The organism is Acinetobacter sp. TY1 (assembly GCF_048551395.1).
In the GTDB taxonomy this organism is placed as follows: domain Bacteria; phylum Pseudomonadota; class Gammaproteobacteria; order Pseudomonadales; family Moraxellaceae; genus Acinetobacter.
Genome location: NZ_JBLYZK010000010.1, coordinates 83,343 through 97,860, shown reverse-complemented (window position 1 = coordinate 97,860; position 14,518 = coordinate 83,343). Strand labels below are relative to the sequence as shown.

General features: G+C 37.6%; 15 protein-coding genes. 9 read left to right on the top strand and 6 right to left on the bottom strand.

Translation table 11 applies throughout. The annotated features are described in order from the left end of the window. Positions 1 to 284 precede the first annotated feature (284 nt). From ACK2M2_RS08455 to ACK2M2_RS08445, 3 genes are all read left to right on the top strand, one after another. Positions 285 to 1,169 (top strand): sulfite exporter TauE/SafE family protein, encoded by an 885-nt coding sequence (locus ACK2M2_RS08455; RefSeq protein ID WP_419347464.1) that lies wholly within the window; start codon positions 285 to 287, stop codon positions 1,167 to 1,169. A gap of 158 nt (positions 1,170 to 1,327) precedes the next feature. Further along, positions 1,328 to 2,419, top strand: a complete 1,092-nt coding sequence (locus ACK2M2_RS08450; protein WP_409511355.1) for a 3-deoxy-7-phosphoheptulonate synthase — start codon at positions 1,328 to 1,330, stop codon at positions 2,417 to 2,419. 74 nt (positions 2,420 to 2,493) lie between these two features. Continuing rightward, entirely contained in the window at positions 2,494 to 3,018 is a 525-nt protein-coding gene (locus ACK2M2_RS08445) for a protein tyrosine phosphatase family protein (RefSeq protein WP_409511464.1), read from the top strand. Positions 3,019 to 3,092: 74 nt separating this feature from the next. Here ACK2M2_RS08445 and ispF read toward each other — a convergent pair whose 3' ends face one another. Continuing rightward, positions 3,093 to 3,581, bottom strand: coding sequence for a 2-C-methyl-D-erythritol 2,4-cyclodiphosphate synthase (gene ispF / locus ACK2M2_RS08440; protein ID WP_419347462.1), 489 nt, complete (start codon positions 3,579 to 3,581; stop codon positions 3,093 to 3,095). Positions 3,582 to 3,692: 111 nt separating this feature from the next. Between ispF and ACK2M2_RS08435 the strand changes: the two genes are divergently transcribed. Continuing rightward, positions 3,693 to 4,346, top strand: coding sequence for an A1S_1983 family putative colistin resistance protein (locus ACK2M2_RS08435; RefSeq protein ID WP_409511357.1), 654 nt, complete (start codon positions 3,693 to 3,695; stop codon positions 4,344 to 4,346). A 55-nt stretch (positions 4,347 to 4,401) separates the two neighbouring features. On the opposite strand, the gene ACK2M2_RS08430 is transcribed toward ACK2M2_RS08435, so the two are convergent. The 5 genes from ACK2M2_RS08430 to ACK2M2_RS08410 all read right to left on the bottom strand — a co-directional run bounded on the left by ACK2M2_RS08430 (position 4,402) and on the right by ACK2M2_RS08410 (position 8,783). Further along, positions 4,402 to 5,001 (bottom strand): GNAT family N-acetyltransferase, encoded by a 600-nt coding sequence (locus ACK2M2_RS08430; protein ID WP_419347459.1) that lies wholly within the window; start codon positions 4,999 to 5,001, stop codon positions 4,402 to 4,404. Positions 5,002 to 5,039: 38 nt separating this feature from the next. After that, positions 5,040 to 5,888 (bottom strand): EamA family transporter, encoded by an 849-nt coding sequence (locus tag ACK2M2_RS08425; protein ID WP_419347456.1) that lies wholly within the window; start codon positions 5,886 to 5,888, stop codon positions 5,040 to 5,042. Between the two features lie 81 nt (positions 5,889 to 5,969). Then, on the bottom strand, positions 5,970 to 7,007 hold the full coding sequence (fba, locus tag ACK2M2_RS08420) for a class II fructose-bisphosphate aldolase (RefSeq protein WP_419347453.1): 1,038 nt from the start codon (positions 7,005 to 7,007) through the stop codon (positions 5,970 to 5,972). 130 nt (positions 7,008 to 7,137) lie between these two features. Then, entirely contained in the window at positions 7,138 to 7,416 is a 279-nt protein-coding gene (locus ACK2M2_RS08415) for a hypothetical protein (RefSeq protein ID WP_419347451.1), read from the bottom strand. A gap of 179 nt (positions 7,417 to 7,595) precedes the next feature. Continuing rightward, positions 7,596 to 8,783, bottom strand: coding sequence for a phosphoglycerate kinase (locus ACK2M2_RS08410; RefSeq protein ID WP_419347448.1), 1,188 nt, complete (start codon positions 8,781 to 8,783; stop codon positions 7,596 to 7,598). A gap of 137 nt (positions 8,784 to 8,920) precedes the next feature. Here ACK2M2_RS08410 and ACK2M2_RS08405 point away from each other — a divergent pair, with 137 nt between their 5' ends. The 5 genes from ACK2M2_RS08405 to dapC all read left to right on the top strand — a co-directional run bounded on the left by ACK2M2_RS08405 (position 8,921) and on the right by dapC (position 14,517). Continuing rightward, positions 8,921 to 9,304, top strand: coding sequence for a DUF2237 family protein (locus tag ACK2M2_RS08405; protein WP_409511363.1), 384 nt, complete (start codon positions 8,921 to 8,923; stop codon positions 9,302 to 9,304). A 20-nt stretch (positions 9,305 to 9,324) separates the two neighbouring features. Then, complete coding sequence (locus ACK2M2_RS08400; protein WP_419347510.1) at positions 9,325 to 9,921, top strand: Maf family protein; 597 nt, start codon at positions 9,325 to 9,327, stop codon at positions 9,919 to 9,921. Positions 9,922 to 10,052: 131 nt separating this feature from the next. Further along, a complete protein-coding gene (locus ACK2M2_RS08395; protein ID WP_419347445.1) occupies positions 10,053 to 11,216 on the top strand; it encodes a JmjC domain-containing protein in 1,164 nt (387 codons plus the stop codon). A 208-nt stretch (positions 11,217 to 11,424) separates the two neighbouring features. After that, complete coding sequence (locus ACK2M2_RS08390; RefSeq protein WP_409511365.1) at positions 11,425 to 13,098, top strand: FMN-binding glutamate synthase family protein; 1,674 nt, start codon at positions 11,425 to 11,427, stop codon at positions 13,096 to 13,098. A 249-nt stretch (positions 13,099 to 13,347) separates the two neighbouring features. Continuing rightward, positions 13,348 to 14,517 (top strand): succinyldiaminopimelate transaminase, encoded by a 1,170-nt coding sequence (gene dapC / locus ACK2M2_RS08385; RefSeq protein WP_419347443.1) that lies wholly within the window; start codon positions 13,348 to 13,350, stop codon positions 14,515 to 14,517. Position 14,518: the final 1 nt, after the last annotated feature.

Below are 14,518 nucleotides of genomic sequence, written 5' to 3'. Positions count from 1 at the left end.
TTGATTATTCTTGCATTAGCCATTTTATGTGATCAATTTGGAATCAGTATTGGCATAGTCAGTTTATGGATCTTTATGACACCAGTATTTTTCATTTTTATATTATGGTTCAATGATTTAAAAAATAAAACTAAACATGCCAAAAGAGGTTAAAAATACAATGCTCACTAAATTACAAAACAACTTTAGCATTTTTTTGCATAAGTAAATGAACAATCAAGACAACCCCTTATATGAAAAAGTCATAACATACGGCTGTTTTTAGATAATTGGCACCCATAGTCATGTTTGGTCCTATTGAGTTTATTTTAGCAGGCGTTTTAGTTGGTTTTTGCGTTGGTATTACAGGTGTTGGAGGTGGTTCATTGATGACCCCTATTCTGATTAGCCTATTTCGTATTGAACCACATATCGCGATTGGTACAGACTTACTGTATGCCGCAATTTCAAAGTTTTGCGGTTCAATGGTGCATGCTAAAAAACTCAATATCGTATGGCCAATTGTCCTTTGGCTCGCTTTAGGCAGTATTCCTGCATCTATTATTACGCATTGGATATTGGATAATTATTTAAGTGGCTCAACTCATTATAAAGCAGTGCTCACCACAGTCTTGGGCTTTATGCTCACCCTTACAGGTATTTCAATTGTATTTCGTGCACAAATTGAAAAATTCTTTGCGAAATATCGTAAAGGACAAATATCAGAGCTTGAACAAAATTTCGATATTAAAGGTAAAAAAACTTATGTCGTCATTATGGGAATTGTTTTAGGCATATTTGTGACGTTGTCTTCAGTCGGTGCTGGTGCATTCGGGATTATGGCACTTATTTTAATGTTTCCTAATTTACCGATGATTCGTATTATTGGTTCAGATGTCGTACATGCAGTATTACTTACATCTGTCGCAGGCTTTGCTCACATGACGTCAGGCAATGTCGATTTCCATCTACTCGGTTGGTTACTTGTAGGTTCAATTCCTGCCATTATTATTGGTACGCTCATTAGCTCACGCTTACCAGAACGTTTGATTCGTAAAATTTTAGGTATAACGCTCTTTGCACTCGGCATTAACTTTATTCTACACCCTGTTAAAAGCAAACCTGTAGAGAAACCACAAACAGCGATGATTATATCTCAAATGCAAGTTACAACAGCCATTTCAGTTTAAAGCACCCGCATTTCAAATGCATAGACAAAATTGGATGACAATTTTTTTAATAGGTCCTATAGATTTTATTGATGTTTTAGATGGTTAAACATCCATAAAATCATGCTATATTCGGACTACTAACAATACTTTTGTATGATCTAATACCAGTGACGGCAATGAATACAGTAAAGTCAAATCAAATTACACAGTCAGATATTGATGATGTGAATGTACAAAGCATTCAACCTCTTGTAACTCCAGCACAATTAAAAGCTGAATTACCACTTAATGAGCAAGCCTATCAAACGGTATTACATGGTCGTGAAACTGTCCGCAATATTTTAGATGGCTCGGACAAACGTCTTTTTGTCGTGATTGGTCCTTGTTCTATTCATGATCCTGTTGCTGCACATGATTATGCAGATCGTTTAAAAGTTCTTAGCGAAAAAGTCAAAGATACTTTATATATCGTGATGCGTGTATATTTTGAAAAGCCACGTACCACAGTTGGTTGGAAAGGTTTAATTAACGATCCTGACATGAATGACTCTTTCAACATTGAAAAAGGTCTTCGTTTAGGTCGTAAACTTTTACTTGAACTCAATGAAAAAGGTTTACCTTGTGCGACTGAAGCACTTGATCCAAATTCACCGCAGTACTATCAAGATTTAATTTCATGGTCTGCTATTGGTGCACGTACCACCGAAAGCCAAACACACCGTGAAATGTCTTCAGGTCTTTCATCTCCTGTAGGCTTCAAAAATGGTACAGATGGTGGTTTAACCGTTGCAACGAATGCCATGCAATCGGTGAAACATGGTCATAGTTTCTTGGGTTTAAATAACGAAGGACAAGTTTCTGTTATTCGCACCCAAGGTAATCCATACGCTCACGTTGTTTTACGTGGTGGTAATGGCAAACCAAATTATGATGCAGGCTCTGTTGCTGAAGCTGAGAATGCATTGGCTAAAGCCAAAGTCAGCAATAAAATTATGATTGATGCAAGCCATGCAAACTCAAACAAAGACCCGTATTTACAGCCACTAGTATTAAGAAATATCACTGAGCAAATTCAAGACGGTAATAAGTCTATTGTGGGTTTAATGGTTGAAAGCCATATTAAAGGGGGTCGCCAAGACATTCCTGAAAACCTAAACGATTTGGTCTATGGTCAATCTGTCACTGATGGTTGTATCGATTGGGAAACCACCGAAAAAACGCTACTTGAAATGGATGCAGCACTCAAAGATCTTTTAGCAAACCGCTAAGTCAAACAAAACGCCATCTACATAGATGGCGTTTTGCATTATGATGTTAGGGAAATAGAGTCTGTATGAGTATTATGAATACACTTGAACAAGAACTAAGCCAAATTGCCCATTTTCAGTTTATCCACGAGCATTTATTTAGCTCAGGACAACCCACTGCTGAACAATTTCAACACATTAAAGAATATGGCATCGATACAGTCATTAATTTGGCATTTTCCGATGCCGAACCTAATTTAGACAATGAAGATAAAATCTGTGCTGAGCTTGGATTAAATTATATTCAAATCCCAATTTTATGGGACACGCCTGAAGATAATCAGTGCCTGTTTGTTTTGGATTTAATTGCCCATTTGGTACAAGAAAAAATGGTTTGGGTACACTGTGCTGCCAATAAACGTGTCAGTAGCTTGATCTATTTATACCGTCAGTATTATTTAGATATGGATATGCCAACAGCACAAGAGTTAATGCATGAAATTTGGGAACCGAATGAAACATGGACGGGACTCATTTATGCCGTTTCATTACAATTACAAGGACGTAAATCAACACAAGATTTACAGCATTCTTTAATGAATGCTGATCAATTTTCTTAATATTGTATAAATTAAACTGTATGTAAATTAATACTTAAAGAGAATAGAGTTCAATTTCTGTTCTCTTTTTAGACTTATTTTTGGTGCATAATCAATACCGTCGCAGTCGATAAAATCCCTTCCTGACGTCCAGTAAAACCCAATTTTTCTGTCGTAGTCGCTTTTACGCTAATTTGCGTCACATCGACGTTTAAAATATCTGCAATACTTTGACGCATTTCCAAATTATGCTTCGCTAATTTTGGACGTTCACATGCCACAGTAATATCGGCATTACCTAACACATAGCCACGATCTAAAATCAATTGATAAACGTGTTTAAGCAATACTCTACTATCTGCACCTTTAAACTGAGCATCCGTATCTGGAAAATGTTGTCCAATATCTCCCAATGCTAGTGCACCCAATAAAGCATCACAGAGTGCATGTAAAACCACATCACCATCAGAGTGTGCTTTTAAACCATGTGTATGTGGAATTTTAATTCCTGCTAGTGTCACAAAATCACCTTGTTCAAATGCATGTACATCCATACCTTGCCCTATACGGATTGGAATGATCATGTTAGACACCTCTCAACTGTTTTCGATACGGAATTAAACGTTTAATTGTTGTATATGCACCTGCGATTTCGCTATAGTACATCTGCATACATTGTGAAAGTATAAGCGATCATGCTGTTGAATACCGAGACTAAATTGATTAATAAACCACTGACCGTACTTCTACTGAGCGTTGTAGGTTTAAGCACAGCTTATGCACAGCCTATTCAATGTAATTCGACTCTAAATTTCGCAAATTCGAAGCTCATTTGTAGTGACAAACTTAGTCCTTTACGCGAACAGTTAAATGATAAATATTTAACTGCTTATTTGGTGACTGATGCCCCACTTCGCCTAATTGATGACACCCATCGCCTGTGGTTTAGTCGCTTACAACAATGTAAAAATACCGCTTGTGTCAAAGCACAATTTGAACTTCGCCTTGAAGACTTGAATTTTTATACATCAATGAATCAAAGCCTAACGCAGCATTTTATTAAGTATACAAATGGTAAAATGGCCAAATCACCTGTGCATCTACAAGTGCATCAACTCAGCAAAGATCGTATTAAAATTGAAGGTTTAGCTTATCGTAATCCCAATAACCGTACTTCAAGCCAAACTGTTTCTTTACTCGCCTATACCACTCCCGACAAAAAGAATGAAATTTTAGACAATGAGCATGATTGTAAATATCAACTCAACTTCCAAAAAGCACTTTTGGTGGTCAAAACGACACAAGTCGGCTGTGAAAAATTTAGTGGCATTTATCGCTTATATGATTGAAATAATCTAATTTAATTTTCTGATGATACTTATTCTAATCAACAGACCATTTAACTCAGCGCAACGCTAATAACGAGTGCAGATGTTCTTTTACATTACCCCACTCGCCTTTCACAATACTGTACATGATGGTATCTCGGATCGTAGCATCTTTTCGCATTGTATCTCCACGAATAACGCCATCTTTTTTCGCACCTAGACGCTCAATCGCTCGCTGACTTTTAAAATTAAATTGATCCGTTCGTAAACCCACTGTATTTACATCCAATTGCTCAAAAGCATATTCGAGAAGCAATAATTTACAAGTCGTATTCACATGCGTACGTTGCGCAGATTTCGCATACCACGTATAACCAATTTCATAGCGTTTTACATTTTCAAGAATATCGTGATAACTCGTTGTTCCTAAAATTTTTCCCGTATTTTCTTCAAGCACTGCAAAAGGATAACGACTGCCGTTTTCCTTTTGTATCAATGCTATTTCAATATAGTTTCGGACTTCTGAAAAATGTGGTGTTGATGTTATCCGTAAATTCCACAATTCACCATCTTTCACGGCTTCAGCTAAACCCTGTTCATGTTCATAACTTAACGGAACTAAACGAATATTATTGAGAACAAGTTTGATATTTTCTATAAACAAATTGGACTGCATAATCTGCTACCTTTCAGGTCACCGTGATGAATAAAATACTAAATTGCCAACGCTAAACAAATAACTCCACCTAATCCGAGCACCAAGCCCAATACTGTTGATGTTTTCATTTCTTCTTTAAATATAAATAAGCCTGCAATTACACCCAATAAAATCACTATAAAATTCATCCCTGCAAAAACAACCGCAGGAGAATCTTTTAACAAAATATGCGCTTTGACATACAATGCAATATTGGCAAAATTTAACAATCCAAGTAATAAACCTGCACATAAACTTTTAGTATGCCATTTGGTTTTTTTGATCAGTAAATATAAAATGCTTAAAATCAATGCCATAAAAAACATTAAATTTAAACTAACAGCAAATTGCACACCTAAACTTGAGGTATATTTGAGTAGAATATCAATAAGTGCATAGCCTAACCATACACTGAGTAAAGCATACATGCCTTGTTTTGTGGATTTTTCGGATTGCTGCTGATGTGAATATAAAATACAACCCACAGCCCCTAAACCCAAAACAATTCCAATAATTTTTAAGGTCGAGAATTGTTCTTGAAATAAAAAATAGGCTGCACTGAGTGATAAAATTACCGCTAGTCGTTGTGCAATTTCAGTTTTAACGATACCTGCTGTCTGTAAAGATTTCGATAAACACAAAAATACGCTCGGAAGAGCAATACCGAGTAAAATAATAAGCCACCATGGCGTTTCCGATACCGAAATATGTGCTAAATCAGGCTTAAACCATAAATATGCTAGCAGGCTTGCAATCGCATAATTGGCAGTAATCATCTGCATAGGCACATAATTTTGTGCTTTAAACCATTTTAAAAGAATAGACACAATGACACTACATGTCGCTGCGGTAAAGATAAGTTCCATATGAATTCACTCATTTTTTACAAGAAAAAGCCCACATTTTGTGGGCTTTTTCTTGTTCTAATCGTTTAATAATTTTAAAAATTATTTATAACGATCAACCATTTTCTCTAAAGAAATTGGACGAATTTTGTCAGCATTACCTGCTGTACCAAATTGTGTATAACGATCTACACAGATTTGCTTCATTGCAGTTACAGTTTCTGCAAAGAATTTACGTGGATCGAATTCACTTGGTTTTTCAGCCATCATACGACGCATCGCACCTGTAGATGCTAAACGTAAATCTGTATCGATGTTGATTTTACGAACGCCATGTTTGATTGCTTCAACCAATTGCTCAACAGGAACACCATAAGTTTCTTTGATGTCTCCGCCATATTGGTTAATGATTGCAAGCCATTCTTGAGGAACAGAACTTGAACCATGCATAACAAGATGCGTATTTGGAATTGCAGCGTGAATTTCTTTAATACGCTCAATTGCCAAAATGTCACCTGTAGGTGGACGTGTAAATTTGTACGCACCGTGTGAAGTACCAACAGCAATTGCCAAGGCATCAACGTTTGTATCAGCAACAAACTGACGTGCTTCTTCAACAGAAGTGACTAGTTGAGAATGGTCAAGTACGCCTTCAGCGCCTACACCATCTTCTTCACCTGCCATACCTGTTTCAAGACTTCCTAAAACGCCAATTTCGCCTTCTACAGAAACACCACATGCATGCGCCATTGCAACTGTACGACGAGTGACATCTACGTTATATTCGTATGACGTTGGTGTTTTACCATCTGCAGCCAAAGAACCATCCATCATTACTGATGAAAAACCCAATTGAATTGAACGCTGACAAACATCAGGATCAGTACCATGATCTTGGTGCATAACCACTGGAATATGTGGCCATTCTTCAATTGCCGCTAAAATCAAATGACGTAAAAACGGTGCACCCGCATATTTACGCGCGCCTGCCGAAGCTTGCACGATGACAGGTGAATTTGTTTCATCTGCGGCTAACATGATTGCACGCATTTGTTCTAAGTTGTTTACGTTAAACGCAGGAACGCCGTAATTGTGTTCACCGGCATGATCCAAAAGCTGACGCAATGAAATAAGAGCCATAATATCCTCCCAAGCAATGCCCCATATTCTACATGCGGAAGTATTTCAATTCAGCAACAATATGTAGTATTTCAAAAAAAAGTCCCTGCATTGGCAGGGACTTTTTCTAAAAATCTAGTATTTACTAAAATTATTGCGCTATTAGTGCTTCTTCTTCTGTCGCATGTGTTGCCACATCTGCAGGTGCATTAGCTTTTTCAGCAGGAATATCTGTATTTTTTTCATCTAAAACGGGTTGGTCAAGTGCATCTATTGCTGCTTTTTGTTCTGCTGATATTGTTTCAGATTCTGTAGTCGCTGCGCTAGAAACTGCAACCTGTTCAGATGCAGGTGCATTTTCTTGTTTTGAACATGCAGTTAAAGCGAAAGGTAGAGCAATCAATGCTGCAAGTACAAATTTAAATTTCATCACATTTTTCCAATAATTGCTGACTGAATACGATGTATTTTATTTCAGCAATATTTCATTTTGATGACTTAATGATGAATGACAAACGAATGTGTCACAAAACCTTCAAAAACAAAAAAAGGTCAGCCTAAGCCAACCTTTTAAATACATCATTTGTATATTACTTTTAAAGAATATACTTAAGCACGTTCAATAAGTACAGCAACAGCAGGTAATGTTTTACCTTCTACAAACTCAAGGAAAGCGCCACCACCAGTAGAGATATAACCAATTTTGTCTGCAACGTCATATTTATCAATCGCAGCTAAAGTATCACCACCGCCAGCGATTGAGAAGCCTGCGGATTCTGCAATTGCCAATGAAAGTGCCTTAGTGCCTTCACCAAATTGATCAACTTCAAATACGCCAACTGGACCATTCCAAAGAATAGTTTTAGAGGTTTTTAGAATGTCCGCGAATACTTGTGCAGTTTCAGGACCGACATCTAAAATCATGTCGTTGTCTGTAACATCTTCAACTTTTTTAACTACAGCTTTTGCCACAGCAAGTGAACCTAAGAAATCATCAAAGTTAATTTCAGAAGCATCGGCAACCACAACGTCTGTAGGAAGTGGAACAGAAACTTTCGCAGCAATCGCTTTTGCTGTGTCAATTAAGTCATGTTCACACAATGACTTACCGACATTATAACCTGCAGCAGCAAGGAATGTATTGGCAATACCACCGCCCACGATCAATTGATCACATAAATCAGAAAGTGACGTTAAGACATCAAGTTTAGTCGATACTTTTGAACCTGCAACAATTGCAACCATTGGTTTTTCAGGAGTTTGAAGCGCACGACCTAAAGCATCCAATTCTGCTGCGAGTAAAGGACCTGCTGCTGCAACTTTCGCTAAACGTGCAACGCCTTCTGTTGATGCTTCTGCACGATGTGCTGTACCAAAAGCATCCATAACAAATACATCACAAAGTGCTGCATATTTTGCCGCAAGCTCAGGATTGTTTTTCTTTTCACCTTTGTTAAAACGACAGTTTTCAAGTAGTACCACTTGACCTGCTACCACCTCAACGCCATCCAAATAATCAGTAAATAATTTTACATCTTGACCCAAAGCTTCAGTCAAATAAGCAGCAACTGGTGCTAAAGATTGTTCAGCTTTTGGTTCACCTTCAACAGGACGACCTAAATGTGAATACACCATTACCGCTGCACCTTTTTCAAGGGCAAGTTTGATTGTCGGTAAAGCTGCACGTAAACGTGCATCGCTTGTAATCACGCCATTTTTAACAGGTACGTTTAAATCTTCTCGAATAAGTACACGCTTGCCTGCTAAATCGAGGTCAGTCATACGCTGAAAGTTCATGCATCGTTCTCTTATAGTCTAAAATCGCGTTGATTCTAAATGATTAGAGAAAAAAAGGTTAGCGACTTTTGTAGAAATGCTGTAGAAATTGTTAGTTTTGATTATTATAAGCAATCTCTGCATTATTTTAGTGATTTATGTCTTTTCATCCTGATCCAAAAATCAATGGTTTAAATGTCTTTGGTGAGCCATTGGCAAGTTGTTGTTTCCTACCTATTACAGGCTATTTCCGTAATGGTTTTTGCCATACTTCCCCTTCTGATCTGGGTCAACATACCATGTGTGCTGAAATGACCTCTGAATTTCTAAGTTATTCGCTAAGTACTGGTAATGATTTAACCACGCCTTTACCTGAACATGGTTTCCCGGGATTACAACCTGGTGATTTTTGGTGCATTTGCGTAACACGTTGGGTTCAAGCTTATCAAGATGGTCAAGCACCTCGTGTCAAAGCGGAAGCCTGTCATCAAGCAGTTTTATCTTATGTACCCTTAGATGTTGTTATGGAATATGCAGTCTAATGTCATATTCAGCATCTTCGATGAATAACCGAACTCAGATCATTTTGGCATCATCAAGTCAAACACGTAAAGACTTGATGAACCGCCTACGTTTAGATTATCTGTGCATTTCTCCCGATATTGATGAGTCACCTCAAGGTGAAACTCATGCAGATGATTTAGCGAAAAGATTGGCTTTTGAAAAAGCACAAGTGATTGCACAAGATCATCCTCATGCCATTGTCATTGGCTCAGATCAAGTGGCTTGGCGAGAGCATTCACCGCAAGAATTTATTGGTAAACCTTTGACTGTTGAAAAAGCCATTCAGCAGTTGGAGGCAAATTCGGGTAAGAATGTTTATTTCAGTACAGCATTGAGTGTGCAACATTTAGCTTCAGGTTTTGAGCAAACCTTGGTGGAACATTATCATGTCAAGTTCCGCGATTTAAGTCTTGAAGAAATTCAGCGTTATGTGCTGTTGGATAGCCCTTTGCACTGTGCAGGAAGTTTTAAGTGTGAAAGTTTGGGAATTAGTCTGTTTGAACAAATGATTGGGCAAGATCAAACCACATTGATGGGTATGCCAATGATTCAGTTGTGTAGGATTTTGAGAACACTCGGAATTTTATTACCTTGAAAGTTAAATAAGCTCAAACCAATCTCATCTTTATTTCAATGATCTAAATAAACTTGTAAAAACTTGCACCACCCCCTTTGATCATAAGACAATACACTCAATATTGATTTAATTTTGCTTAGGCTATTTTCATGTCCCAACCTTTAGATGTTTTAGGCGGAATTACCGCAGAACAATTTCTCTCAGAATATTGGCAAAAAAAACCGTTATTGGTACGTAATGCCCTACCAGAAATCGCAGAGATTTTAGTTCCTGATGATGTGATGGAACTTGCCCTTGATGAAAATACAACTGCTCGTTTAATTAAACAAAAAGACAAAGACCCAAATCAGTGGACAGTGAAAAATTCACCACTTGTTAAAGGTGATTTCCAAAAAATGCCAAAGTTTTGGACGCTTCTTGTTCAAGCTGTAGATCATTATTCATTTGATTTAGCTGAACTTTGGAAAAAATTTCCCTTTATTCCACAATGGCGTCGTGATGACATTATGGTGTCATATGCACCTCAAGGCGGTTCTGTCGGAAAACACTTTGACTTTTATGATGTATTTCTTGTTCAAGGTTATGGACATCGTCGTTGGCAGTTGGGTCAAATGTGTGATACTGACTCTGCATTTGTCGAGGGTCAACCACTCAAATTACTCCCTGAAATAGACGTACATTTTGATGAAGTCCTTGCACCAGGTGACTTACTCTATGTGCCCCCAGGTTTATCACACTTTGGCGTGGCTGAAGATGAATGTCTCACTTACTCATTTGGTTTCCGCATGCCCAATGTTGCAGATATGATGGATCGTGTTAGTGATAAATTCATGTCAAATCAATCACTTCGCAATCCATTGATCGATGTCTTACGTAATCATCAAAATCCAATTGGTCAAGTGACTCAAGTAGAATTAGACCACCTCAAAGCTGAATTATTAGCAAAACTGAATGACTCTACCCTTTTAGAAGATGCCATTATGAGTCTAATGGCAGAGTCTAAATACCCTGAAAATATTCCTGAAGCAGAATCGATTGGTACAGGTGACTTGGAAGAAGTGCTTGAGCAAGGCTATTTACTGCAAATCGAGCCTGCTTCACGCTTAATTTATACTGAGCAAAACAATGTATTACTGTTTTGGGCAAATGGTGAATCTATCTGTATTTCAGCCCAATTTGCACCAACATTGAAAAAAATTGCAGATGGTCAAGCCGTAGAATTGAATATTGAATTGGCAGATGATGAGGTTTTAGAAAACATCGCAGGTCTACTCAATGAATCAATCATGATGCTAGTCCCAACTGAGGAATAGATTATATTTAGACTAAATTAGTCTCTTAAAATTTCGTTCTAAATCCATAAAAACCTGTGTAATGAATGATTGCACAGGTTTTTATTTTAACTCTTGTTAAATGCCAAAAAGTTAGAATGATTCTCAGCTCTAACAAATATATACTTGAGAATTCTCTTTTTAAAATGCAACGTAATCATCTATATAATTAGCAGGATTCTTAATAACAATGGCAAGCCCTTCGCAAGCAATAAGAAGTAAACTTTTAAATACTTTTTTTTCCCGTAATTCGGTCTGGTTTCTCTGCATTTTTATCGCCATTTATTTATCTTGGGTCATTTTATTTCAGCAATCTCATTTAATTTATTATTTTTTTTCAGACACTTTACTTAATGTTGTCTGGGTGATTAGTCTTTTCCTCACAGTTGTGGGCTTCTATGACGTGATCCAAGACAAACATGCCATTTTACGCAACTACCCAATTATGGGACATTTCCGCTTTTTTTTTGAAAGTTTTCGACCTGAGATTCGTCAATATTTCATTGAATCAGATGAAGATGCTTTACCCTTTTCACGCTCACAACGTAGCCTTGTATACCAACGTGCAAAAAATGAAAATGCCGATAAACCATTTGGTTCAATTATTGATGTCTATCAAGAAGATTATCGCTTTTTAACCCATTCCCTTGCGCCCCGCACACCTGCTGACTTTAAAACCTTCCGCATTCAAATTGGTAATGAACAATGTTCACAACCCTATAGTGCAGCGATTATGAATATCTCAGCAATGAGCTTCGGAAGCTTAAGCGCCAATGCGATTCGTGCCTTGAATAAAGGTGCCAAAATGGGCAATTTCTACCATGATACAGGTGAAGGCAGTTTAAGCCCTTATCATCTTGAAAATGGTGGTGATATTGTTTGGGAAATCGGTAGTGGTTATTTTGGCTGCCGTACACTTGATGGCAAATTTGATCCTGATAAATTTCAACAACAGGCAATCAACAACGATGTCATTAAAATGATTGAAATTAAACTTTCACAAGGAGCAAAACCCGGTCACGGCGGTATTTTACCCAAACATAAAATTACAGAAGAAATTTCACAGATTCGTGGTGTTCCTCGTGATCGTGACTGTGTATCACCTGCAAGTCATTCCGCATTTAGTACACCAATTGAAATGATGCAGTTTATCCAAAAACTACGCATACTATCGGGTGGTAAACCTGTCGGTTTTAAACTATGTATTGGGCAACCATGGCAATTTATGAGCATTGTCAAAGCTATGCTTGAAACAAAAATTGTACCCGATTTTATTGTAGTAGATGGTTCTGAAGGTGGTACAGGTGCAGCACCAATCGAGCTGATTGATCACATGGGAACACCATTACGTGAAGCCCTACTTTTTGTGCACAATACACTGGTTGGTGCAGGCTTAAGAGATCAAATTAAAATTGGTGCCAGTGGTAAAATCATCAGTGCTTTTGATATTGCAAGCATCATGGCGATGGGTGCCGATTGGGTCAATTCTGCACGTGGCTTTATGTTTGCCGTAGGTTGTGTGCAAGCGCAAAGTTGCCATACAAACCAATGTCCTGTTGGGGTTGCAACACAAGATGCTCAACGTCAAAAAGCACTTGATGTTCCGACCAAAGCAGATCGGGTATTTCATTTTCAACAAAATACAATGAAAGCACTTGCAGAAATGCTTGCTGCCGCTGGTTTAGAGCATCCAAATGAAATTAAAGCGCATCATCTTGCACAGCGCATTAGCGACCGTGAAATCAAAAACTATGCGCAGCTACATTTTTGGTTAAAAGAAGGTGAATTGCTCAATTGTGAAAACAAAGATGATGAAAACTTTTATTTCAGAATGTGGAATTTAGCTGTTGCAGATCGATTCTAATGGTGCACGCTTTATGATGTGCTCTTTAATATTCTGAAAGATCCTCCTTCTCCCGAAAGGAGAAGGAAATTTAAATATTTTTACTCATGCCATCTATGCATCAAAATACAACTAAATTTCATTTAAGATCTTTCATAAAATTTTGAAAAATAGCATACCATGAGTATTCAACCTGATAATATGTAGTAAATCTTCCACCTCATTTTACTCACTATTTTTCATTCAAATTCAAAAGTTGGTAATTGTTTCATGAACTCAAGTTTGTCTTTATTACATCCCTATCCATTTGAAAAGTTAAATAAACTTTTTCAGGATGTGCAACCTGCTGCACTGCCACAGATTCCTCTGTCGATTGGTGAACCAAAGCATCCTGCACCTGAGTTTGTCAAACAAGCAATTATTGATAACTTCCAACATCTTTCGACTTATCCAAACAGCAAAGGTTTACCTGAATTACGTCAGAGTATTGCCAATTGGTTAACTCGTCGCTTTAAACTCAATAATATCAGTGCAGAAGATCACATCATTCCTGTTACAGGTACACGTGAAGGCATTTTTTCTTTTGTTCAAGCCTTGATTAACCGTGATGAAGCACCTTATGTGGTAATGCCAAATCCGTTTTATCAAATTTATGAAGGCGCAACTTTACTTGCAGGCGCACAACCCTATTTTATCAACTGTACCGAAGAAAATGATTATTTAGGTGACTTTGATGCTGTTCCTGCCGAAGTTTGGGAAAAAACAGCATTACTCTTTGTCTGTACACCAGGAAATCCTACAGGTGCTGTATTATCAAAAGAACAATTTAAAAAACTAATCGCTTTATCTGACCAATACAATTTTGTAATTGCATCGGATGAATGCTATTCGGAACTCTGGTTCGATGAAGCACCTATTGGTTTACTCGAAGTTTGTGCTGAAATGGGACGTGATGACTATAAAAATTGTGTCGTTTTCCATTCATTGTCTAAGCGCTCAAACTTACCAGGCATGCGTTCAGGCTTTGTTGCGGGTGATGCAACTTTATTGAAACCATATTTAAAGTTCCGCACCTATCACGGTGCAGCAATGCCTGTTCAACATCAGCTTGCTTCAGTTGCAGCATGGAATGATGAAACCCACGTAGAAGAAAACCGTGTTCAATACCGCGCTAAATTTGATCTTTTCCAAAAAGAATTGGGACATTTATTACCACTGAAAAAACCTGATGCAGGCTTTTACTATTGGCTCAAAGTCGATAATGATGAAAATTTTGCCAAGATGCTCATGGAAAAAGCTCACATTAAAGTATTACCAGGTCGTTATTTATCTCGTGAAACAGAGCAAGGGAACCCTGGTGAAAATCATGTCCGTCTTGCACTCGTTGCAGATCTTGAACAATGTGCAGAAGTAGTTAAACGATTAAAATCTATTCTTTAAG